The sequence below is a fragment of the Campylobacter sp. BCW_6871 genome, assembly GCF_001762325.1.
Taxonomy (GTDB): domain Bacteria; phylum Campylobacterota; class Campylobacteria; order Campylobacterales; family Campylobacteraceae; genus Campylobacter_D; species Campylobacter_D jejuni.
In genome coordinates, this window is sequence record NZ_MJWQ01000053.1 from 80,789 (window position 1) to 102,554 (window position 21,766).

Genomic DNA, 21,766 nt, shown 5'->3' on the forward strand with positions numbered 1-21,766 from the left:
GAGTAGAAAATGCTAGATTTAAAAAATTTGCAAAATAATTTTGATGAAGTGGCTAAAAAGTTAAAAAATAAAAAAGTTGATGAAAATATCTTAAAAAAACTTGCTGAACTTTTTGCAAGTTTAAAAAAAGAAAAAACAGCTTTAGAAGAATTTCAAGCTTTTCAAAATAAATTCAGCAAAGAGCTTGCTACAGCCGAAGATAAAGAAAGTTTAAAAGCAAAATTAAGCGAAAATAAAAGCAAAATTAATGAGCAAAGCGCTAAAGTAAATGCTTTAGAAAATGAGCTTGAAGAAATCGCTCATGCCATCCCAAATATCCCTGATGAGTCTGTGCCTGTAGGTGAAGATGAAGATGAAAATATGGAGCTTAAAAAAGTTTTAAATCCACCTAGCTTTGATTTTACTCCAAAAGAACATTTTGAATTGGGTGAGAGTTTAAATTGGCTTGATTTTGTGCGTGGGGTAAAAATTTCACAAAGTCGTTTTTGTGTGCTTAAGAACGAAGGAGCTTTATTAAGCCGTGCTTTGGTAAATTATATGATAGATTTTAATAGAAGTCGTGGATTTGAATTTGTTAATGTGCCTTTTTTGGTAAATGGTGCTACTATGTTTGGGACAGGTCAGTTGCCAAAATTTAAAGAAGATATGTATAAAGTAGATGATGAGGATTTATATTTGATCTCAACTTCTGAAATTCCAGTAACCAATCTTTATAGTGGAGAAATTTTAGCTAGTGAAACTTTACCGATAAAAATGACTTGTTATAGCGCTTGTTTTAGAAAAGAAGCAGGCAGTGCAGGGCGTGATACAAGAGGTATTATAAGACAACACCAGTTTGAAAAAGTAGAGCTTGTAAGTATCACTAAACCTGAGCAAAGTGATAGCGTGTTTAATGAAATGCTTGAGTGTGCAAGTGATTTGCTGAGTTCTTTAGGTTTAGCGCATAGACATTTGATGCTTTGCACTGGAGATTTGGGTTTTAGTGCAGCAAAAACTGTAGATCTTGAAGTGTGGCTTCCAGGACAAAATAAATATCGTGAGATCAGCTCGGTTTCAAATTGTCGTGATTTTCAAGCAAGACGCGCTAAAATTCGCTATAAAAACGAACAAGGAAAAAATGAACTCGTCCATACTCTTAATGGCTCATCTTTAGCGGTAGGAAGAACTTTGGTAGCAATTATGGAAAATTATCAAGATAAAGAAGGAAAAATTCATATTCCTGATGCTTTGAAAAAATATTTTTAAAGAGTATAGATGGCTGAACAAGAAGATATAATACTAGAAAAACCTGAAGATGGCTTAAATCAACCAAGACTCGATGAGAGTTTAGAGGGATTTAAGGGGCAAGAGGGGCAAGCTCCAGAAGATGAAGAATTTGCATCATTGCCAGAAGAATTACCTCAAGAAAATAGTGAGAGTGGTTTTAAATTTACAAGAGAAAGTGCGCCTGAAGATGTATCAACTTTTGAAGAAGTTGAAAGTCAAGAGCTTACGCCTTGGTATAAAGATCGTAAGTTTATGTCTCTTGTGGGTTTATCTTTGGGGATTATTTGTATTTTAGTTTTTACACTTTTTTATTTAACTTTTAGTGAAGGAAAAATTAAACCAGATATTATAGCTTCTAAGCCTTTAGAACAACCTGTTGTTATGCCTGATGAATCATATAAATACAATGATATGCAAAGAATTGATGGTATGATCCAAAAAGCAAATGCTTTATATTTAAAGGGTGAAGTTGAACAGGCTTTAAAAGTTTATGAGCAAGTTGCCGTATATAATGAATCTTTATCTAATTATAATTTAGGCGTTTCTCAAATGAATGAGAATAAATTCCAAGAAGCTTTTGAAAGCTTCAAGAAAGCTATAGCCAATGGAGAAAATCAAAGTGTAGCTGCTATCAATGCTGCTGTTTGTGCTTTAAAGCTTAATGATAAGGAAAAATTTAGATATTATATTGATTTAGCTCAAGTGTATCTTCCAAAAGAAGGAAAATCAAAATTATATGATTATTATTTAAGCTTGATTAATTATTACAAAGGATATTACCCTGAGGCCTTACAAATGTTACAAAGAACAGATGTGGAGCCGTATTCTGATGTTGCAAAGTATTTGTCTGCTAAAATTTATGCAAAAATGGACTTTGATTCCAAGGCTATACAGCAATTAAATTCTCAAGGCAATTTTGAATCTAGTTTATCTTTAGGTCTTTTATACGCTAGAATAGGAGAATATGCTAAAGCTAAAGTCGCTTTAAGTACAGCGATGAAAATTGAAAGAGATTTTAATCAGAGTTTGGCGGCTTTAACATTGGTTGATATTAAAACAGGAAATTATCAAGAAATGTTAGCACGCTTGCAAAATTCTTATGATAATGATAAAGATAGATATAAGATTTTAGATACTTATAAAATTCAAGTTCGTTTAAATAAGGATCTTTTTAATATAGCAGTTGCTCAAAATTCTTTTTCAAAAGATTTGTTAAAAAAACAAAAAGATCAATTCGATTTACTTTTTTATTTTGCACCTTATCAAGTGTTTGATAGTAAGCAGGCTGCTTTGTATATTAAAAAAGCTAATGTTACAGATTTCGTAGATGATAGTACTGATGCGGGAATTTATCTTAATGCAAGCAAAGCTCTTTCATCTACCAATGTAAAAATTGCCAATATTATTAACTATGCATTAAATCAGAAGTTACGCCTTGCTAACCAAGAATTTCAAAAACTTATCAAGGATTATCCAGAACATAGTATTTTACATTATAATTTGGCTTTAACCTATGCCCAAATGCAAAATTATGAACTTGCTTATAAGCATTTTTCAAGTTCATATCATCTTAATCCTAAAAATTACTTAGCAGGTGCTTTTGCTATGTTTTGTGCAAAATTAATTGATATTGATACAACTAAACTTTACAATGAAATTCTTGATAATATAGCTGCTGATTCTAATTTTAAAGCTAATATGCAAAAAAGTATGTTGTTTTTAGTTAATAATAATTATATTTCTATGCTTCCTTATTTAGATGAAACAAAAAAAGACACGCCTTTGAGTTTGATTTTTGAAGCTATTGTTGCTAAAAATAATAACCTTAATAATCAAGTAGATGTGAAAATTGCTAAATTGCGTTCAGAGTTACCTGAAGATATTTTGGCAAATATTTTGTATTTTAATTCTTTAAATTCAAATTTAAATATTAAAGAATATGCTCAAAATGCTCAAATTCATTTTAAAAATTTAAAGCTTGATTATCGTAGTGTTTTTGGTGGGCCAAATATAGCTAGGGAATTTTATGTTAATTTAATGCATATTGCAGGGCTTTTAAATTTAGAAAGACAGAAATTTAAAGAGTTGATTAATGTTTCAGGAGCAAAAGATGAGGGTATTTTACAAACTTTAGCTTATTTGGATATTTTTGCACAGCAATACGAGGAGGCTTATGCGCTTTATAATTCTTTGATTGATGATTATGGAGCTAAAGATACTAAAACTTTATTTTTAGCAGCCGTAGCAGCCGTAGGTGCAAATAATCCAAATTCAGCTATAGCGCTTTTGCAGCTTTCTAAACTTACAGATAAAAATAACAAAGAAAGTAAAGCAGCTCTTGGTATGTTGTATCAAGAAGTAAAGAACTATGAAGCTGCGATATCTCAGTATAAAACTTTACCTAATAATTTTAAGAGTGAATTTTTTACTTTTGATATCAATAACAACTAAAAATGCTTAGAACTTTCTAAGCATTTTTAGTTAAGCTTGAAGATCTAGAGTTTTTCCGCCTAGTTCATCGATGCGATCGCTAACTTTTTTAAGTGCCGCATCTATTGTATTTTGACTGATTTGAGGAAGTTCTCCGCCCCACATTTTTTCTGCTTGCTCAAATCCTTTTTTCATACCTTCAAGACCTTTTTTCAATTTTTCAACATCATCGCCACCGCCTTTAATAACAAAATCCGCGATGCGACTGGCTGTATTTTCCACTCCAAAAAAACCATCTTCACTTACAAGTTGTTGAAGTTCATCTGTATTCATATCAAGTGGATTTTTGCCACTGTAGCCTAAGGATGCAAAATCAATATTTTTAAGTATAGATTTCGCAGTATCTAAATTGGCACCATTTAAAAGACTATCTAGTCCAGTTTGGGCATTGCTCGAACCTATTACAGTATTCATTGTTTGCTGTTGAAACTGAACTAGGTAAATTTGTGTAATGCCCTTTCCACCAAGTGCATTTAATTTTTCAAGGGTATTTTTATCTACATCCTTGCTAGAATTAGCACTTTGAACATTTTTGTCTTTTGTGTTTTCCTTAGCATCATCTGCCTTCTTATTGCTAACTTGTGTTTGTGCCATGCTAGCGATATTTGAAAAAGTATTCACTTGCATATTTGCTCCTTTGTGTGAGGCTTTAATTTATATCGACTTTTGACTTAAAAAATTTATAAGGACATTAAATTCCTTATTTTCAAAGGAATTTAATGTTTTATTGTAGATAATAAGTAATTTGCTCTTTATTGAGAATGCGGATAAGATTGCTAGTGCCTTCTACTCCTGCTGGAAAGCCTGCGGTTAGAAGATAGCATTTATCTTCATTCACAAAACCTTTTTCAACACTTGATCTTACAGAGTCTTTTAATAATTCTGTAAGTTCATTACTTTTGTTAACCAAGATCGCAGGATTAACTCCCCAAACTATACTTAAAGAGTTTAAGGTTTTTTCAGAATGTCCTACTGCTATGATTTCTATATTTGGACGATATCTTGCAATCTTAATAGCAGATTTTCCGCTACTTGTTAAAGAAAAAATAGCATCAGCGTTAAGATCTGTTGCAAGATGAGCTGAAGAACGCATGATTTTATCTGTATTGTCTAAATCATTAAAATCATTAAATTTGTTATATGGATAGCGTTTTTCTGTTTCTATTATAGTTTGGCACATTATATCAACAGCATTTGCAGGATCTATACCAACGGCACTTTCTTCACTTAGCATTACTGCATCTGTTCCATCTAAAACAGCATTTGCAACATCTGAAATTTCAGCTCTTGTGGCGGTTTTGCTTTTGGCTAATGAAAAAAGCATTTGAGTCGCAGTAATAACAGGCTTAGAGGCATTGTTTGCTTTTTGTATGATTTCTTTTTGGATATTAGGAACTTTATAATAAGGCACCTCAATACCTAAATCTCCTCTTGCAACCATTATACCATCGCTAGATTTAATAATCTCATCAATATTTTCTACTGCATCAAATTTTTCAATTTTTGCAAAAATGGATATTTTTGCGTTATTTTGTGCTAAAATTTCACGAACTTCATCAATATCGTGCGCATTTTGTACGAAAGATATTGCTAAAAAATCTACTTCATTTTTTATACCCCAAAGTAAATCATTTTTATCTTTTTGTGTAATAACATCAATATTGATTTTAGTGTTCGGAAAATTAATACCTTTATTTGAGTTTAAAAAACCATCATTTTCTATAATGGTTTCAATTTTTTGATCATCTATGCTTACTACTTTAGCACGAATTGATCCATCGTATAGATAAATATATTCATCAATTTTTAACATATCTAAAATAGATTTTTGATTAATACTGATTTTATAATGATTTTGAGCAATCTTCTCCCCTAAAATTGTTTCACGATAAAAATCAATTCTATCACCCTTTTTTAATTCAAATGGTTCTTTAAGTTCGCCTGTACGAATTTTAGGACCACTAATATCTTGTAAAATTCCAATACGAGTATGCAATTCTTTAGCTACTCTTCTTATGGTATCTAAGTTTTTTTTATGATACTCATGTGTTCCATGAGAAAAGTTTAAACGGAAAACATTTACACCATTGATAATCATTTGGCGTAGAATTTCTTCCTTTTCACTTGCTGGACCTACTGTGGCTACAATTTTTGTTTTTTTAAGCATAGCAAACTCCTTTTGAAATTATTGTAGCTAAAAATAGAAACAAAATGATTACAATAATTCTGAAGAAAATTTATCTTCGTTAAATTCCATTCCTAAGTAATTACATATAAGTTTTGCGTCTCTTTCAGCATTTCCTAAACAACTTGTTGCCCCAGGACTTGGAGTCATATTGAAAATAATACCAGGGGTTTCTGTGATGCTTGCTTCACCTAGCATTAATTCTCCTTTAGTTTTATCAATAACTTGTGGTCTTACGCCTCCAAAACCTTTTGCATAATAAATATCACTTGCTTTAAGACTTGGGACTATTTTTTTGGCATCTTTAACAAATAAGCTTTTATCAATAAAAGGTAGTTCAAAAAGATAATTATAAAAGATGTAATTTCTAATTGTTGCATCTTTAAACATATTAAAAGTTACTTTTAAAACAGTTTTATCAAGTTTTAGTGCTTCAAAAAATTCTGGAACTGATTTTAGACCATGATAACGTTCTAGTTTTGGAATAACAAGTGCGGTAGGTCCAAAGCGAGTGTTCATATCAGCAAGCAAATCAGGATCTCCATGAAGAGCTGCAAATGGAAGTTTAGGATTTTGCACCATATAAACCTTACCGTTTAAAAGTTTTTGTTTGGTTAAATAAAAACTTCCTGCAACAGGCCAACAAGACTTATCCATACCTAAGTTCATTTTATGTGCTAAATATAAAGAGTGTGCCCCAGCATTGACAACTACGCTTTTGGCATGGTATTCTTGATGATTTGAGGTTTTTAATATAAAAATATCTTCCTTTTTTTCTATGTGAATAATTTCTTGATTAAAGGCAACAAAAGTATTTTTATTTTGTTTTTGCGCTTGTTCTATTAGATTTATACTCATTTTCCCAAAATCTACAGTTGTAAAAACCTCGCCGCTTTCAACACCCATGGCACAGATATTTTCAGGTCTATCTTGATTGCAATCTTCTCCTAAAACAACCTTGGGTTCAATTTGTTTGATTTTTGCTTTATCGAAAAATTTTATATAAGGATAAAGTTCTTTAAATTCTTCATAGCGTTTTTTCATATAATCACATTCTATATCTCCAACAGCTAGGGCCATTTTTTGATGAGAAAACATGAAATTATTTTGCGCATTTTGCATGAGTCCATATTTAACTATCATATCAGCTGTTCTTTTTACTTTTCGCGCTTTTTCTAAAGTATAATTGGTTTCAATATCTCCACAATGAATGGTTTGAGAATTACTCGTTCCCTTAGAATTTAATGTTGCAGCTGTATTATATTTTTCTATCAAAGCAATATTTTTAATATTTGTATATCTTGCAAGCTCGTAAAATAATGCTGCTCCTGAAATTCCAGCTCCGATGACAAGCACATCAAATTCTTGTTGGCTCATTGTTTTTCCTTTTTTTATTTTAATAAACTTTTTTCTAAATAGAAGTTTAATTGAATTTGTTTTACAAAAAGTTAAATTTCATTAAGGTTTGATATCAATGAGAATTTTTGTAACATTTTTAATAAAGTAAATTGGGATTTTCTTTTATAATCTTTTTCATTCCTCGAAAGATTAAAAGTTTATCATAAATTGCGTGATCGAAAAAATTTGCTAAAAATTGTCCATCTCCACCAGTGAAATAAAGCTTTTTATTTTGAGTGGCATCTTTTATCAGTAGGTAAATTCCTTTAAAAACACCATAACTTAAAGCATCCATGGTTTTTTGCGGGAATGCATCAAGACTAACTTGAGTGTTAAATTCACTTTTTAATCGTGGTGAAATATGGCTATAAATTTTTTTATAATTTGCAATACCTGGCAAGATAAAACCACCAAGATGTATAGAATTAGAAATAATATCAATTGTAATAGCACTACCTGCATCTACAACAACTCCATCTTCAATAGTATAACAAGCTGCTATGCGATCGATTCCTAATCCTTGATAAATAGTATCAAATAAAAAATAAGGTTCAAGATTGATAAAATTTTTTTGATTTTTTAAATGTTCTTTGAGATGCTCATTGACATTGATATAAAAAATTTTTTGTTCATTTTTAAATTCTAAAAACTGATCTATACTAAGAGTAAAATATTTGTTATCATCTAGGAAATTAGCATTTGAATTCCCAATGTCACAGAGCAGCATAGATATTAAATCCTTTCATTTCTAGATGATTTTTTGCTTTAGAGCAAAGAGAAGCCATGCTAAAAAAATATTTGTTATTTATGTTAATTTGCTGTGCTAGATTTTCTAAAAATAAGGCATCTTTCATTAAAAATTTTGTTTTTCCTGTATACATAAAAAGAATGTTATTTTGATCTTTGGCGCAAATATAACTTTTTTTTCTAGTCAACATACTTAAGTCATAGGGCTTTAAATTTAATTTTAAAGCCTTTATTGTTTGTTCTAAAATTTTTATCATAGCAAATCTAAAATTTTATCTCCGTAGTAAAATTTACCATTCCCCATGAAAGAAATTTTATCAACAGCTTCTGAAAGTTTAAATACTTGCGTATTATCTAAATTTAGATTCATTTTGATAAGATAGCCTGTTTTTTCAAAAATATATAAATAATTATTGTATATATTGCTTTTTACAAAAATAGCAAATTCAAATTTTTTTTCCGCAATTTTTCTTAAGTTATAATCAGTTTTAATAATAGTGCCATCTTTTTCTAGAATAAAAATACTATCATCACTAAGTGCAACATCTTTTATGTCAGCGTCAAGATAAAGAGTTCTAGCAGGGCTTACAACAATGATTTTTTTAGCTGTTGCTGCTATAAGTTTATCTCCGATTACGCTTAGATGGATTACATTGTTGAAAAAATTTTCTGCTGAAATAACCACATCTTTAATGACTTGAAGATTGTTTCTTGAAAGAATTAAAATTTTACCATCTAGTGTTGGATAAACGATGATATTGTCTAAAAATATAGGATTAGCGGTACGACTGTCTTGAGCTGGAGCTGAGGTTAGGGTTTGAGTGAATTTAATACCCAAAGAACGATTTGCAAGAACTATAGTATTGTTTGCAAGTACAAGGGCTAAATCATCTCCATTAGAAGCTACTCCTACAACACTAGCGTCAAATTGAAAATTATAAATTTCATTATAAGAATTGTCAAAAATTTTTAAATTTCCATTATTATCTGCAGTAAAATATTCCCCATCTTGATAAGCTAGAAGCATATAATTTTTAGGAAGTTTAAACTTGTCTATGGAGATATTATTTTTTAAGATAGCTGTATTATTGCTAAGTTTTGCAGAAACTAGATTCCAATCAACAATTTTACTTTTTAAATTGCTATTATGACTTAAATCTCCATCGGTTTGTTTTGGTTCAAAATATTGTCTTTTGGTGCCACAAGCACATAGAAATATTAAACAAAATAGTGTTAAAAATATTTTTTTCATTGTGTAATGCCTTGATAATGTTTGAGGTTTTTAGCTATTTGATTTAAACTTGAATTTTCTTTTATCTGAGAAAGTAAAACATTAGCTTCTTCGATTTTATTTTGCTCTAAAAGTTTGTAAGCTTCTAATAATTTATCATAATTTTTTAAAAATATCGATTTATCTCCTAAAGATAATGCGATAATATTTTTAAGTAAAGTGTTTGTTTGAGCATTATTATAAATTTGTTTTAGTTCATTTTGGAGAGTTGTATTATTGAAATCATTAATATTTTCTTTTAGTAAAAAGATAGCGTAAAGATTGGTATTTTTATTTTTAAGTTGTTCTAAAAGATTTTTATTGCTAGGATCTTGTATTAGATTGGCATAAATTTCATTTGCTTCTTTTGTTTTATAATCGTTTATTTTTGAGATTATAAAATTTCCAGCAAACCAAGCAACTAAAATTATCACAACAGCAGATATGTAAAATTTATACTTGCGTATAAATCTCTCTCCTTTGATAAAATTTTCTATAAATTGTTCTTCTGTGTTAAGTTCGTTTTTAACAACTTTTAAATTATCTTTTAGTCCCAAAATTTATCCTTGAAAAAAATATTTTTATTTTTGTATAGAAAAATTATGATATTGTATCATATAAATTGCAAAATATCCTAAACAATTTAAAGCTTTTTATGATATAATTTTTAAAATTTTAACTTTTTTATTAAGGTTTAAGAAATGCAAATAGATGAGAAATTATTAAGCAAGCTTGAAAAATTAAGTGCTTTACAAATAATAAAAAACAGAAATGAAACCATTGCACAGTTAAGTGAAATTGTGAATTTTGTTGAAAAGTTAAACGAACTTGATTTAAACTCCCAAGAGATTACTGTGAGTACTATAAAAGGTGGAGCTCCTTTGAGGATTGATGAGATAAGAAATAGCAATGTTATTGATGAGGTTTTAGATTGTGCTCCAAAAAAACAAGAACATTTTTTTGTTGTTCCTAAAATCATAGAATGATTAACTTAGCATTTAGTGCTTATTTGTAGAATAAATTTAAAACAAAAAATCAGAGAGTGTATTGAAATGAATTTTTATTGGTTTGATGCTTTTATTTTAGGATTTACCTTGCTTTTAGGGCTTAAGGGTATTATCAATGGTTTGATAAAAGAAATTTTTGGACTTTTGGGTATTATTGGTGGTGTTTTTATTGCTTCAAAATATGCAACTCAAGCAGCTGAATTTATACAAAGTACTTTTTATAAGATAGAAAATCAAAGCTTAGCTGGATTTGCTGGATTTTTAGCCATATTAATTATTTTTTGGATAGTTTGTTTATTGGTGGGTAATTTTCTTTCTAAGTTGATTAAATTAAGTGGCTTAGGTTTTTTAGATCGTATTGGTGGCTTTATATTTGGCGGAGCAAAAATCTTTTTAATTTTTGCAATTTTGGTTTTTTGTGTAGCAAGAATCGATTTTTTAAATGACAAATTAGGTAATTTTGCTAAAAATAGCTATACTTTAAATTTGCTTAAAGAAACGGGATCTTTTATTATGAATCAACCTTTAGCAGAAAATAGTCTAGATCATGCTAGTGAAAAGTTGCAAGATATTGTAAGTGATTTAAACAATACTCAAAAAGGGGAGTGATATGCTGATAGAAAATGTGGAATATGATGTTTTACTTGAGAGATTTAAAAAAATATTAAGACAAGGCGGACTTAAATATACCAAGCAAAGAGAAGTGCTTTTAAAAACCCTTTATCACAGTGATACTCATTACACGCCCGAAAGTTTATATATGGAAATCAAACAAGCTGAACCTGATTTAAATGTAGGAATTGCAACTGTTTATCGTACTTTAAATTTGCTTGAAGAAGCAGAAATGGTAACTTCCATTTCTTTTGGTTCAGCAGGTAAAAAATATGAGCTTGCCAATAAACCTCATCATGATCATATGATATGTAAAAATTGCGGAAAAATTATAGAGTTCGAAAATCCTATTATAGAAAGACAGCAAGCCTTGATTGCAAAAGAACATGGTTTTAAACTTACAGGGCATTTGATGCAGCTTTATGGTGTTTGTGGCGATTGTAATAATCAAAAAGCAAAGGTAAAAATATAAATGTTTGATAATATTTTAGAGCAGCAAAGAATAGAAAAAGCTAAAGAGTTAAAAAAATTAGGGATTAATCCTTATCCTCATTTTTTAGAAAAAGAAATGTCTTTAAAGACTTTTAAGGATAAATTTTCTTATATTTTAGAGCAAATTGAAAAAAGAGATGAAAGTGTCAATGCTGTTGTTGCAGGACGTTTGAAACTTTTGCGTATAGCTGGGAAATCGATTTTTGCAAACATTGAAGATGAGGATACAAATTTACAAATTTATTTTAGTAGAGATAGCGTAGGTGAAGAACTTTATACGATTTTAAAAAAGAATTTAGAGGTGGGTGATATTGTTTTGGTTAAAGGTTTTCCTTTTGTAACTAAAACAGGTGAGTTTAGTTTGCATGCAAGCAAAGTAAAACTCGCTACAAAAGCTATTGTTCCTTTACCTGAAAAATATCATGGATTAACAGATATTGAGCAAAGATATCGCAAACGTTATGTTGATATGATAATGAATGCAGAAGTTAGAAAAGATTTTTTAGTGCGTTCTAAAGTGGTGAGTTTGATTCGTCATTTTTTTGAAAATAAAGGCTTTTTAGAAGTAGAAACTCCTATGATGCATCCGATTGCAGGTGGAGCAAACGCTAAGCCTTTTATAACTTTTCATAATTCTTTAGGTGTAGAAAGATTTTTAAGAATTGCTCCAGAACTTTATCTTAAAAGACTTATAGTGGGTGGTTTTGAGGCGGTTTTTGAAATCAATCGTTGTTTTAGAAACGAAGGTATGGATTTAACTCATAATCCCGAATTTACAACTATAGAATTTTATTGGGCTTATCATAATTATAAAGATTTAATGGATTTAACTGAAGAACTTTTTGCTTTACTTTTGGATAAACTTAATTTAGGAAAAACAATAGAATTTGATGGAAAAATGATAGATTTTTCCAAACCTTTTGAAAGAATAACCTATAAAGATGCACTTTGTAAGTATGGTGGTTTAGATAGGGATTTAATCGAAGATAAGGAAAAAATTCTTACTAAATTAAAAGCAGATGGTTTTGAAGCGAATGAAAAGCTTGAACTTGGACATTTACAAGCTGAACTTTTTGACAATTATGTGGAAGAAAAATTGATCAATCCTACTTTTGTGATTGATTTTCCTATTTCCATAAGTCCTTTATCAAGACGTAGTGATGAGGATTCTCAGATTGCTGAGAGATTTGAGTTGTTTATTTGTGGAAGAGAATTGGCAAATGGTTTTAATGAGCTTAATGATCCTCTTGATCAATATGAGAGATTTTTAAAACAAATTGAAGCTAAAAATGCAGGCGATGAAGAGGCTTGTGAAATGGATGAAGATTTTGTAAATGCTTTGGGTTATGGAATGCCCCCAACGGCAGGGCAGGGCATAGGCATAGATAGACTTGTTATGCTTTTGACAAACAAAAAATCTATTCGAGATGTGATATTGTTTCCTGCAATGCGTCCATTAAAATCAGAACTAAAGGAGAAGGAATGAGTTTAGAAATGTTTGATAAAGAAATTTTTGATTTAACAAACAAAGAGTTAGAGCGTCAATGTGAAGGTCTTGAAATGATAGCGAGTGAAAATTTCACTTTACCTGAAGTAATGGAAGTTATGGGAAGTATCTTGACAAATAAATACGCAGAAGGTTATCCGAGTAAAAGATATTATGGTGGTTGTGAATTTGTTGATGAGATTGAAACTCTAGCCATTGAAAGATGTAAAAAACTTTTTAATTGCAAATTTGCTAATGTTCAGCCTAATTCGGGTTCTCAAGCTAATCAAGGTGTTTATGCGGCTTTGATTAATCCAGGTGATAAAATTTTAGGAATGGATTTAAGTCATGGTGGACATTTAACTCATGGCGCAAAAGTAAGTTCTTCAGGTAAAATGTACGAAAGTTGTTTTTACGGTGTAGAACTTGATGGAAGAATTGATTATGAAAAAGTAAGAGAAATTGCTAAAAAAGAAAAGCCAAAACTTATAGTTTGTGGAGCTAGTGCTTATGCAAGAGTGATTGATTTTGCTAAATTTAGAGAAATTGCCGATGAAATAGGTGCTTATCTTTTTGCTGACATAGCTCATATTGCAGGCCTTGTTGTAGCAGGGGAGCATCCAAGTCCTTTTCCGCACGCTCATGTAGTAAGCTCAACTACACATAAAACTTTGCGTGGTCCAAGAGGTGGTATTATTATGACAAATGATGAAGAGCTTGCTAAAAAAATTAATTCTGCGATTTTTCCAGGTATTCAAGGTGGTCCTTTGATGCATGTAATTGCTGCAAAAGCAGTAGGATTTAAATTTAATCTTAGCGATGAGTGGAAAGTTTATGCAAAACAAGTAAGAACCAATGCTCAGGTTTTAGCTAATGTTTTAATGGATAGAAAATTTAAACTTGTTAGCGATGGAACAGATAATCACCTTGTTTTAATGAGTTTTTTAGATCGTGAATTTAGTGGAAAAGATGCAGATTTAGCTCTTGGAAATGCAGGTATTACTGCAAATAAAAATACCGTTCCAGGAGAGATTAGAAGTCCTTTTATCACAAGTGGATTAAGACTTGGAACTCCAGCCCTTACTGCCAGAGGTTTTAAAGAAAAAGAAATGGAAACTGTGTCAAATTATATTGCAGATATTTTAGATGATATTAATAATGAAAAATTACAAGAGAATATTAAACAAGAATTAAAAAAACTTGCAAGTAATTTTATTATTTATGAAAGGGCTATGTTTTGATTTCACCAATGGATATGTCGCTAATTAAAATAATTGGCGATCATTATTATATAAGACGCGATAAAATTGTAAATAAAACTACACATAGAGGTCGCTTATTTTTTGATAAATTTGAAAGAGTTGATGCTCCTTTAAATTTAAATGTCATGAGAGAACACGCTGCTAAAAAAATTGTTGTCGCTCATGATTTAATAACAAAAGATAATAAAGTAGAAAATATTGTCTTTGATTATAATGGTTTTAATGCTGAAAGATTTTATCACCGTGCACAACTTATTTTAAGAGAAGAAGGTTTTATAAATTTCACAGCCTATAAGACTAAAACTCCAGGACATTTACATCTTTATATTCACAAAGGACACACGGCGTTAAACGAAGGTTATTCTTTAGCGTCTAAACTTTCAATGATGTTTGCAAGTAAAATGCCAGTAGAATGGAAGGTGTTTCCTAGTATGGATGTACCTAGGGAATTTAATATTTTAATATTGCCTTATGAGGTTTATCAAAAAGAACGAGGAAGTTCTTGGTCTAAGCACATGTAAGAAAGGACAAATTATGGAAAATCAAAAAAATGAATTTGATGATATTATTTTAGAAAAAAGTAATAAAAGTGAAAAAGTAAAAAAAATTCTTTTACGAGTTATTGCTTTAGTTATTTTGTTTTTAGCTATCATGATAGTTATGAAACTTATTAATGGTAGTGGTGATGAAAATACGCAAAATCAAAGTGTATTACCAAGTGAACCTATAGCAACTCAAGACAATAACAATGATACTTCTTTTGAAAGTATGCCAATTACAGATAATACTTCAGCAGAAGATCAATTTGAGGCATTAAGAAAACAATTTCAAGATGAACAAAATACAACTCAAAATACAACAACCTCTAGTTCAAATAACAATGATACTACAAATTTTGCTATGCCTGATCAAGAAGTTCCAGCAGAACCAACAGCAACTACTTCAGAAAATACCACTCCGCAAGCAAGTGCTCCCAAACAAGAAGTAAAACAAACTGCAAAACCTAAAGAAGAAGTAAAAAAACAAACAGAAAGCACAAAACAAACTCCTAAAAAAGAACAAAATGCAAATGATTTATTTAAAAATGTTGATGCTAAACCTGTACATCCAAGTGGTTTAGCATCGGGTATTTATGTGCAAATTTTCTCAGTAAGTAATTTGGATCAAAAATCAAAAGAACTTGCTTCTGTAAAACAAAAAGGTTATGATTATAAACTTTATAAAACTACAGTTGGAGGTAAAGAAATTACTAAGGTTTTAATAGGACCATTTGAAAAGGCAAATATTGCAGTAGAACTTGCTAAAATCCGTAAGGATATTGCAAAAGATGCTTTTTCTTTTACTTTAAAATGAAATTTTTAGCAGTTATAGGCGATCCTATTTCTCACTCTAAATCGCCTAGAATGCATAATAATGCTATTAAAGCCTTAGGGCTTGATAGTATTTATACACGCTATCATTTAAGAAATGCTAACTGTTTAAGAGAAGATTTTTTTAAATTAGGACTTAGTGGAGCTAATATTACTTTGCCTTTTAAGGAAAAAGCTTTAGATATTGCTGATGTGAAGGATGATTTTGCTAGAAATATTGGCTCTGCAAATACTTTATGCTTAAAAGAAGACAAAATTTACGCTTACAATACTGATGCTTTAGGTTTTTTAGAAGCTATTAAGGATTTTGATAATATAAAAAAAGCTTTGATTTTAGGTGCTGGAGGTACAGCTTTGGCACTTGCTTATACATTAAAACAAAAAGGCATAGAGGTGTATATAGCTAATCGCAGCAAAGAAAGATTTAAAGATTTTTTAGCTTATCGAACTTATCTTTATAAAGACTTGCAAGATTTTGATTTTGATTTGGTTATAAATTCAACTTCTGCTGGATTAAAAGATGAAAATTTACCTTGTGATAGGGAGCTTTTAGGTAGAATTTTACCTAAAGCTAAATTTGCTTTTGAGGTAATTTATGGCAGAGAAACACCTTTTTATAGATTGTGTAAAGAGTATCATTTAAAAATTAAAGATGGACTTGATATGCTTTTATGGCAAGGGGTTTTTGCTTTTGAGCTTTTTTTTGAAATACAAGATAAAAGAGAGATGATAAAAAATGCAATGCAACAAGCATTGATTTTAAAGTAGAATGATAGTTATTTTTTTGTATGAGAAAATTTAATTTTCTCACAAGTTTTATCATTCAAATATTTCTACCCCATCTTGATTTTTACTTTGATTATTTTGATTTGTTGAAGACGGATTTGTAGGAATATTTTGCGTAGGTGTGTTTTCAATTGTATTATTTTGATTAAAATTTGTTTGAGGTAAGCTTTCTTCAAAGGTAGCATTGCCATCAAAACTATTAAAACTACTGTTTGTATTAGGTATAGTTTTGCCTATGTCTGTTGCTTTTGGAAGATTGTTATAAAGTGTATTTAATGTATTTTTATAAAAAGCTAAAATACTTTTATCAATTTCAAAAGCAGGTTGCTCCAAACCTTTATTGAGTTGAGTTGGTACGGTGGAGATAGTAGTTTTAAACATATTAACCCCATCATCATTTTTAATAGGATAGTTAAGCGCAACTAAAGAATCCAGTTTGGTGCTGCTTGAAAGATTGGTTGAATTTTGTGGATTGTGTGCATCTATAAAATCTATTTTACCTTTAAAATTTATACCTAAATTGGATTTTACATAATCTCCACTCATAAAATTGCTTGTTTTTTGTGCATTTTTTTCTTCCGTATAAATACTGATTGAACTTTTAAGAGTGTAGTCTGGATTAGTAGTAACTATTTTATAGCCTTTTAGTTGAGCGATGGTTTTGATCTGCTCTTCTAAATTTTGTTTTAAAAGATCAATTTCCTTTTCCATTCGAATTTTAAGCACTGAATTTTCAAAATAATCAGAATAATTGTTATTTTGTTCTATATTAATAGGCTCAAGAGCAATGCTTACTCCAGAATCAATAGGTTCAACCTTTGTTGGAACTTGGGGTTTAAAATTTGGCATAGAAACATTGACAAAATTACTACTTGTGCCTCCACAAGCTGCTAAAATTAACATACTACTAGCAAGTAAAATATATTTTTTCATTTTTTACCTTTATTTAATGTGTTTGTGTTAATTATAGCAAGTTAAAGTTTTTTTGTTATATTTTTATAAAAGAAAATTAGGAAAGATATATGGAATTTTGGCAGCATATTTATTCAAATTTTAATGTTATAGCTTTTAGCATCTTTGGTTTAAAGGTGCATTGGTATGGCATTATGTATGTTATAGCTTTGCTTTTGGCTTTGCTTTTGGCTAAATTTTTTGTAAGAAAATTTCAACTAGACATTAATGAAAAACATTTGGATAGTTATTTTATATGGGTTGAAATAGGGGTTATTTTAGGTGCAAGGCTTGGATATATTTTGATTTATGATGCAAATACTATGTATTATATTACTCATCCTTGGCAAATTTTTAATCCTTATATTAATGGTGAATTTGTAGGTATTCGAGGTATGAGTTATCATGGAGCAATTATAGGATTTTTGATAGCTACTTTATTGTTTTGTAAAAAATATAAAACAAATCCTTGGATTTTTCTTGATTTGGTTGCTTTAAGTGTTCCATTGGCTTATGTTTTTGGTCGTATAGGAAATTTTTTAAATCAAGAGCTTTTTGGTCGCATTACAAATGTGCCTTGGGGAATTTATGTTGATGGAGTATTGCGCCATCCATCGCAACTTTATGAAGCATTTTTAGAAGGTATTGTTGTTTTTATTATAGTTTATTTAGCAAGATTTAAGCAAAGCTTTCAAGGGGAATTGATTCTTGTGTATGCTGGTGCTTATTCATTGGCAAGATTTATATGTGAATTTTATCGCGAGCCTGATTTTGGTATAGGTTTTGTTTTATGGGGTATGAGTATGGGACAAATTTTAAGTTTTATAATGTTTATAACAACTTTGTTAGTTTATATTTGTATAAAGTTTAAAAAAGTAAATATTTAATCTATCTTAAAGACTTTTGTAATATAATGAAATGGATTTTTTTAATTTCTTTTTACAAAGGAGTAAAGATGCGTGAGCTTATCGAAGGTTATTTGGGTAAGAGCATTGAGGGCAAAAAAAGTAAAATGCCTGCGAAATTAGACTTTATCCAAAGTGCTTCAGGGCTTTTTTTAGGTCTTTTTATGTGGGTGCATATGCTTTTTGTTTCTACAATTTTAGTCAGTGAGGATTTTTTTAATTCTGTAGTGCATTTTTTAGAATTAAAATTTGTTTACGATAATCCTGTTATGAGTTATCTTACTTCATTTTTAGCCGCCTGTGTTTTAGTGGTTTTTTTCGTTCATGCTTTACTTGCAATGAGAAAATTTCCTATTAATTACCGTCAGTATCAAATACTAAGAACACACAGTAAAAAAATGAATCACAGCGATACTTCGTTATGGTGGGTTCAAGCTTTTACAGGTTTTATTATGTTTTTCTTAGGTTCTGCTCATCTTATTTTTATTGTAACCAATGCAGATAAAATCAGCGGCGATATGTCAGGAGATAGGGTTGTAAGTCATTTTATGTGGCTTTTTTATGCTGTTCTTTTAGTCTGTGTTGAACTTCATGGAAGTATAGGGCTTTATAGACTTTGTGTTAAATGGGGTTGGTTTGAAGGAAAAAATGTAAAAGAAAGTCGCAAAAAGCTTAAAACTGTTAAATGGATAATCAGTATTTTCTTCCTAGTTTTAGGTGTGTTAAGTCTTGCAGCATTTATAAAAATAGGTTATGAAAACTACCAAAATCAAACCCAAACTACTGCGATGATAAAAAACTACAATGGAGCAAATTATGAATATACAATATAGTGATGCTTTAGTAATAGGCGGAGGATTAGCAGGTCTTAGAGCGGCTATTGAAGTAGCAAAGAGTGGTCAAAGTGTAACACTTTTAAGTATTTGTCCAGTGAAGCGTTCTCACTCTGCAGCGGTGCAAGGAGGTATGCAGGCAAGTTTAGCAAATGGGGCAAAAGGTGAGGGTGATAATGAAGATCTTCACTTTGCAGATACAGTAAAAGGAAGTGATTGGGGCTGTGATCAAGAAGTAGCAAGAATGTTTGCTCAAACTGCGCCAAAAGCAGTGCGTGAGCTTGCGGCTTGGGGTGTGCCTTGGACTAGAGTTACTAAAGGTCCAAGAACTGTTGTAATCAATGCACAAAAAACTGTGATTGAAGAAAAAGAAGAAGCGCACGGGCTTATTAATGCTAGAGATTTTGGTGGAACTAAAAAATGGAGAACTTGCTATATCGCAGATGCAACAGGGCATTGTATGCTTTATGGTGTAGCAAATGAAGCCATTAAGCACCAAGTAAAGATCATCGATAGAATGGAAGCGGTAAGAATCATCCATGATGGTAAAAAATGCTTAGGTGTAATTGCTAGAGATTTAACTAATGGACAACTCATTGCTTATATTGCAAGAGGAACCATGATAGCAACAGGGGGCTATGGTAGAATTTATAAACAAACTACAAATGCGGTAATTTGCGAAGGAACGGGTGCAGCCATCGCTCTTGAAACAGGGCTTTGCAGACTTTCAAATATGGAAGCAGTGCAATTTCATCCAACTCCTATTGTGCCAAGCGGTATTTTGCTTACTGAGGGCTGTCGTGGTGATGGTGGAATTTTACGCGATGTGGATGGATATCGTTTTATGCCTGATTATGAACCAGAGAAAAAAGAACTTGCAAGCCGTGATGTGGTAAGTCGTAGAATGATGGAACATATTCGTAAAGGCAAAGGTGTAAAAAGCCCTTATGGGGATCATTTATGGCTTGATATTTCTATACTTGGAAGAGCTCATGTGGAAAAAAATCTCCGCGATGTACAAGATATTTGTAAAACTTTTAATGGTATTGATCCAGCAGATGAGGGTCCAAAAGGTTGGGCGCCAGTTCTTCCAATGCAGCATTATTCTATGGGTGGAATTAGAACTAAACCAACGGGTGAAAGTCAATGGTTAAACGGACTTTTTGCTTGTGGAGAAGCAGCTTGCTGGGATATGCACGGATTTAATCGTTTAGGTGGAAATTCATGTGCTGAAACTGTTGTAGCAGGTATGATAGTGGGAGATTATTTTGCAGATTATTGTAAAAATAATGGTGAAGTAATTGACACAAATGTAGTAAAAGACTTCTTAACTAAAGAGTATCAATATTTAAAATCTTTAGTAGATAAAGAAGGTAAACATAATGTTTTTGAAATCAAAAACAGAATGAAAGAAATCATGTGGGATAAGGTGGCCATCTTTAGAACAGGTGAAGGTTTGAAAGAAGCAGTAGATGAACTTGAAAAACTTTATAAAGATTCTCAAGACGTTAAAGTACATTGTAAAGAACTTGATTGTGCAAATCCAGAGCTTGAAGAAGCGTATAGAGTGCCAAGAATGTTAAAAATAGCACTTTGCGTAGCTTATGGAGCGCTTTTAAGAACAGAAAGTCGTGGGGCGCATTATAGGGAAGATTATCCAAAAAGAGATGATTTAAATTGGATGAAAAGAACCAATACTTTTTGGGTAGAAGGCGAAACCTTACCACGCATAGAATACGAAGAGCTTGATATTATGAAAATGGAAATTCCACCAGCATTCCGTGGATACGGTGCTAAAGGAAATATTATAGAAAATCCTTTAAGTGAAAAACGCCAAGCTGAAGTGGATGCTATCCGTGAAAAAATGGAAGCTGAAGGCAAAGGTCGTTATGAAATTCAAAACGCCTTAATGCCTTATGAATTGCAAGCTAAATATAAAGCACCAAACCAAAGAATAGGAGTTGATTATGAGTAGAAAATTGACAATAAAGGCATTTAAATACAATCCTTTAAGCAAAATTTCTAAACCACATTTTGTGACTTATGAGCTTGAAGAAACTCCTTTTATGACGGTTTTTGTATGTTTGACTTTGATCCGTGAAAAAATGGATGCAGATCTGAGTTTTGACTTTGTTTGTCGTGCAGGGATTTGCGGATCTTGTGCAATGATGATTAATGGAGTGCCAAAACTTGCTTGTAAAACTTTGACTAAAGATTATCCTGATGGAGTGATAGAGCTTATGCCTATGCCTGCATTTAGGCATATTAAAGATTTAAGCGTGAATACAGGCGAGTGGTTTGAAGACATGTGTAAGCGTGTTGAAAGCTGGGTGCATAATGAAAAAGAAACTGATATTTCTAAACTTGAAGAACGCATTGAGCCAGAAGTTGCGGATGAAACTTTTGAACTTGATCGTTGTATAGAGTGTGGAATTTGTGTAGCTTCTTGTGCAACTAAACTTATGCGCCCAAATTTCATAGCTGCTACAGGGCTTTTAAGAACAGCTAGATATTTACAAGATCCGCATGACCATAGAAGTGTGGAAGATTTTTATGAATTAGTGGGCGATGATGATGGTGTTTTTGGTTGTATGTCATTGCTTGCTTGTGAAGATAATTGCCCTAAAGAATTACCTTTGCAAAGTAAAATTGCTTACATGAGAAGACAACTTGTCGCTCAAAGAAATAAATAAATCTTTCCCCTTT

At 30.9% G+C, this 21,766-nt stretch carries 22 protein-coding genes; 14 read left to right on the plus strand and 8 right to left on the minus strand.

Annotated elements, in window-relative coordinates; translation table 11 throughout:
* Nucleotides 1-9 precede the first annotated feature (9 nt).
* Nucleotides 10-1,245: a serine--tRNA ligase gene (gene serS / locus AJ930_RS06125; RefSeq protein ID WP_002870791.1), complete on the plus strand. Its 1,236-nt coding sequence runs from the start codon at nucleotides 10-12 to the stop codon at nucleotides 1,243-1,245.
* 9 nt (nucleotides 1,246-1,254) lie between these two features.
* Entirely contained in the window at nucleotides 1,255-3,717 is a 2,463-nt protein-coding gene (gene pflB, locus AJ930_RS06130; RefSeq protein ID WP_002870792.1) for a motility protein PflB, read from the plus strand.
* 30 nt (nucleotides 3,718-3,747) lie between these two features.
* On the opposite strand, the gene AJ930_RS06135 is transcribed toward pflB, so the two are convergent.
* The 7 genes from AJ930_RS06135 to AJ930_RS06165 all read right to left on the minus strand — a co-directional run bounded on the left by AJ930_RS06135 (nucleotide 3,748) and on the right by AJ930_RS06165 (nucleotide 9,913).
* On the minus strand, nucleotides 3,748-4,383 hold the full coding sequence (locus AJ930_RS06135; protein ID WP_070233639.1) for a hypothetical protein: 636 nt from the start codon (nucleotides 4,381-4,383) through the stop codon (nucleotides 3,748-3,750).
* A 97-nt stretch (nucleotides 4,384-4,480) separates the two neighbouring features.
* Nucleotides 4,481-5,923: a pyruvate kinase gene (gene pyk / locus AJ930_RS06140; protein ID WP_070261169.1), complete on the minus strand. Its 1,443-nt coding sequence runs from the start codon at nucleotides 5,921-5,923 to the stop codon at nucleotides 4,481-4,483.
* Nucleotides 5,924-5,971: 48 nt separating this feature from the next.
* A complete protein-coding gene (locus AJ930_RS06145) occupies nucleotides 5,972-7,318 on the minus strand; it encodes an FAD-dependent oxidoreductase (protein WP_002870795.1) in 1,347 nt (448 codons plus the stop codon).
* A gap of 118 nt (nucleotides 7,319-7,436) precedes the next feature.
* Nucleotides 7,437-8,066 (minus strand): type III pantothenate kinase, encoded by a 630-nt coding sequence (locus tag AJ930_RS06150; RefSeq protein WP_002870796.1) that lies wholly within the window; start codon nucleotides 8,064-8,066, stop codon nucleotides 7,437-7,439.
* Nucleotides 8,053-8,343, minus strand: coding sequence for a hypothetical protein (locus AJ930_RS06155; protein WP_002854689.1), 291 nt, complete (start codon nucleotides 8,341-8,343; stop codon nucleotides 8,053-8,055). Before AJ930_RS06155 ends, AJ930_RS06150 begins: the two co-directional genes overlap by 14 nt.
* The gene (locus AJ930_RS06160) at nucleotides 8,340-9,338 is read right to left on the minus strand and encodes a hypothetical protein (protein ID WP_002870797.1); all 999 of its coding nucleotides are present in this window, start codon (nucleotides 9,336-9,338) and stop codon (nucleotides 8,340-8,342) included. The genes AJ930_RS06155 and AJ930_RS06160 overlap by 4 nt, the downstream gene beginning before the upstream one ends.
* Nucleotides 9,335-9,913 (minus strand): hypothetical protein, encoded by a 579-nt coding sequence (locus AJ930_RS06165; RefSeq protein ID WP_002870798.1) that lies wholly within the window; start codon nucleotides 9,911-9,913, stop codon nucleotides 9,335-9,337. The genes AJ930_RS06160 and AJ930_RS06165 overlap by 4 nt, the downstream gene beginning before the upstream one ends.
* A 144-nt stretch (nucleotides 9,914-10,057) precedes the next feature.
* On the opposite strand from AJ930_RS06165, the gene gatC reads away from it, so the two are divergent.
* The 8 genes from gatC (at nucleotide 10,058) to AJ930_RS06205 (ending at nucleotide 16,353) form a co-directional block, all read left to right on the plus strand.
* Nucleotides 10,058-10,342 (plus strand): Asp-tRNA(Asn)/Glu-tRNA(Gln) amidotransferase subunit GatC, encoded by a 285-nt coding sequence (gene gatC / locus AJ930_RS06170; protein WP_052858558.1) that lies wholly within the window; start codon nucleotides 10,058-10,060, stop codon nucleotides 10,340-10,342.
* Between the two features lie 66 nt (nucleotides 10,343-10,408).
* Nucleotides 10,409-10,972 (plus strand): CvpA family protein, encoded by a 564-nt coding sequence (locus AJ930_RS06175; protein WP_070261204.1) that lies wholly within the window; start codon nucleotides 10,409-10,411, stop codon nucleotides 10,970-10,972.
* A 1-nt stretch (nucleotide 10,973) separates the two neighbouring features.
* On the plus strand, nucleotides 10,974-11,447 hold the full coding sequence (locus AJ930_RS06180; RefSeq protein ID WP_002854230.1) for a Fur family transcriptional regulator: 474 nt from the start codon (nucleotides 10,974-10,976) through the stop codon (nucleotides 11,445-11,447).
* Entirely contained in the window at nucleotides 11,448-12,953 is a 1,506-nt protein-coding gene (gene lysS, locus AJ930_RS06185) for a lysine--tRNA ligase (protein WP_070243268.1), read from the plus strand.
* On the plus strand, nucleotides 12,950-14,194 hold the full coding sequence (locus AJ930_RS06190; protein ID WP_070261167.1) for a serine hydroxymethyltransferase: 1,245 nt from the start codon (nucleotides 12,950-12,952) through the stop codon (nucleotides 14,192-14,194). Before lysS ends, AJ930_RS06190 begins: the two co-directional genes overlap by 4 nt.
* Nucleotides 14,191-14,736, plus strand: coding sequence for a DUF1882 domain-containing protein (locus tag AJ930_RS06195; protein ID WP_002870803.1), 546 nt, complete (start codon nucleotides 14,191-14,193; stop codon nucleotides 14,734-14,736). The genes AJ930_RS06190 and AJ930_RS06195 overlap by 4 nt, the downstream gene beginning before the upstream one ends.
* Before the next feature lie 13 nt (nucleotides 14,737-14,749).
* Nucleotides 14,750-15,568, plus strand: coding sequence for an SPOR domain-containing protein (locus AJ930_RS06200; RefSeq protein ID WP_070261165.1), 819 nt, complete (start codon nucleotides 14,750-14,752; stop codon nucleotides 15,566-15,568).
* Entirely contained in the window at nucleotides 15,565-16,353 is a 789-nt protein-coding gene (locus AJ930_RS06205) for a shikimate dehydrogenase (protein WP_002870805.1), read from the plus strand. The genes AJ930_RS06200 and AJ930_RS06205 overlap by 4 nt, the downstream gene beginning before the upstream one ends.
* Before the next feature lie 51 nt (nucleotides 16,354-16,404).
* On the opposite strand, the gene AJ930_RS06210 is transcribed toward AJ930_RS06205, so the two are convergent.
* On the minus strand, nucleotides 16,405-17,304 hold the full coding sequence (locus AJ930_RS06210) for a membrane lipoprotein lipid attachment site-containing protein (protein WP_070275003.1): 900 nt from the start codon (nucleotides 17,302-17,304) through the stop codon (nucleotides 16,405-16,407).
* 89 nt (nucleotides 17,305-17,393) lie between these two features.
* On the opposite strand from AJ930_RS06210, the gene lgt reads away from it, so the two are divergent.
* The 4 genes from lgt to AJ930_RS06230 all read left to right on the plus strand — a co-directional run bounded on the left by lgt (nucleotide 17,394) and on the right by AJ930_RS06230 (nucleotide 21,753).
* The gene (gene lgt, locus AJ930_RS06215; protein ID WP_002861158.1) at nucleotides 17,394-18,209 is read left to right on the plus strand and encodes a prolipoprotein diacylglyceryl transferase; all 816 of its coding nucleotides are present in this window, start codon (nucleotides 17,394-17,396) and stop codon (nucleotides 18,207-18,209) included.
* Nucleotides 18,210-18,277: 68 nt separating this feature from the next.
* Nucleotides 18,278-19,060 carry a fumarate reductase cytochrome b subunit gene (locus tag AJ930_RS06220; RefSeq protein WP_070275004.1) on the plus strand — a complete coding sequence of 261 codons (783 nt, stop codon included), beginning with the start codon at nucleotides 18,278-18,280 and terminating at the stop codon, nucleotides 19,058-19,060.
* Nucleotides 19,044-21,035: a fumarate reductase flavoprotein subunit gene (locus AJ930_RS06225; RefSeq protein WP_002854193.1), complete on the plus strand. Its 1,992-nt coding sequence runs from the start codon at nucleotides 19,044-19,046 to the stop codon at nucleotides 21,033-21,035. Before AJ930_RS06220 ends, AJ930_RS06225 begins: the two co-directional genes overlap by 17 nt.
* Nucleotides 21,028-21,753, plus strand: a complete 726-nt coding sequence (locus AJ930_RS06230) for a fumarate reductase iron-sulfur subunit (RefSeq protein ID WP_002854302.1) — start codon at nucleotides 21,028-21,030, stop codon at nucleotides 21,751-21,753. Before AJ930_RS06225 ends, AJ930_RS06230 begins: the two co-directional genes overlap by 8 nt.
* Nucleotides 21,754-21,766: the final 13 nt, after the last annotated feature.

Bases quoted from the DNA above. Each gene is read 5' to 3' on its own strand.
- serS (WP_002870791.1), top strand. From the start codon at position 10: ATGCTAGATTTAAAAAATTTGCAAAATAATTTTGATGAAGTGGCTAAA.
- pflB (WP_002870792.1), top strand. From the start codon at position 1,255: ATGGCTGAACAAGAAGATATAATACTAGAAAAACCTGAAGATGGCTTA.
- AJ930_RS06135 (WP_070233639.1), bottom strand. From the start codon at position 4,383: ATGCAAGTGAATACTTTTTCAAATATCGCTAGCATGGCACAAACACAA.
- pyk (WP_070261169.1), bottom strand. From the start codon at position 5,923: ATGCTTAAAAAAACAAAAATTGTAGCCACAGTAGGTCCAGCAAGTGAA.
- AJ930_RS06145 (WP_002870795.1), bottom strand. From the start codon at position 7,318: ATGAGCCAACAAGAATTTGATGTGCTTGTCATCGGAGCTGGAATTTCA.
- AJ930_RS06150 (WP_002870796.1), bottom strand. From the start codon at position 8,066: ATGCTGCTCTGTGACATTGGGAATTCAAATGCTAATTTCCTAGATGAT.
- AJ930_RS06155 (WP_002854689.1), bottom strand. From the start codon at position 8,343: ATGATAAAAATTTTAGAACAAACAATAAAGGCTTTAAAATTAAATTTA.
- AJ930_RS06160 (WP_002870797.1), bottom strand. From the start codon at position 9,338: ATGAAAAAAATATTTTTAACACTATTTTGTTTAATATTTCTATGTGCT.
- gatC (WP_052858558.1), top strand. From the start codon at position 10,058: ATGCAAATAGATGAGAAATTATTAAGCAAGCTTGAAAAATTAAGTGCT.
- AJ930_RS06175 (WP_070261204.1), top strand. From the start codon at position 10,409: ATGAATTTTTATTGGTTTGATGCTTTTATTTTAGGATTTACCTTGCTT.
- AJ930_RS06180 (WP_002854230.1), top strand. From the start codon at position 10,974: ATGCTGATAGAAAATGTGGAATATGATGTTTTACTTGAGAGATTTAAA.
- lysS (WP_070243268.1), top strand. From the start codon at position 11,448: ATGTTTGATAATATTTTAGAGCAGCAAAGAATAGAAAAAGCTAAAGAG.
- AJ930_RS06190 (WP_070261167.1), top strand. From the start codon at position 12,950: ATGAGTTTAGAAATGTTTGATAAAGAAATTTTTGATTTAACAAACAAA.
- AJ930_RS06200 (WP_070261165.1), top strand. From the start codon at position 14,750: ATGGAAAATCAAAAAAATGAATTTGATGATATTATTTTAGAAAAAAGT.
- AJ930_RS06205 (WP_002870805.1), top strand. From the start codon at position 15,565: ATGAAATTTTTAGCAGTTATAGGCGATCCTATTTCTCACTCTAAATCG.
- AJ930_RS06210 (WP_070275003.1), bottom strand. From the start codon at position 17,304: ATGAAAAAATATATTTTACTTGCTAGTAGTATGTTAATTTTAGCAGCT.
- lgt (WP_002861158.1), top strand. From the start codon at position 17,394: ATGGAATTTTGGCAGCATATTTATTCAAATTTTAATGTTATAGCTTTT.
- AJ930_RS06220 (WP_070275004.1), top strand. From the start codon at position 18,278: ATGCGTGAGCTTATCGAAGGTTATTTGGGTAAGAGCATTGAGGGCAAA.
- AJ930_RS06225 (WP_002854193.1), top strand. From the start codon at position 19,044: ATGAATATACAATATAGTGATGCTTTAGTAATAGGCGGAGGATTAGCA.
- AJ930_RS06230 (WP_002854302.1), top strand. From the start codon at position 21,028: ATGAGTAGAAAATTGACAATAAAGGCATTTAAATACAATCCTTTAAGC.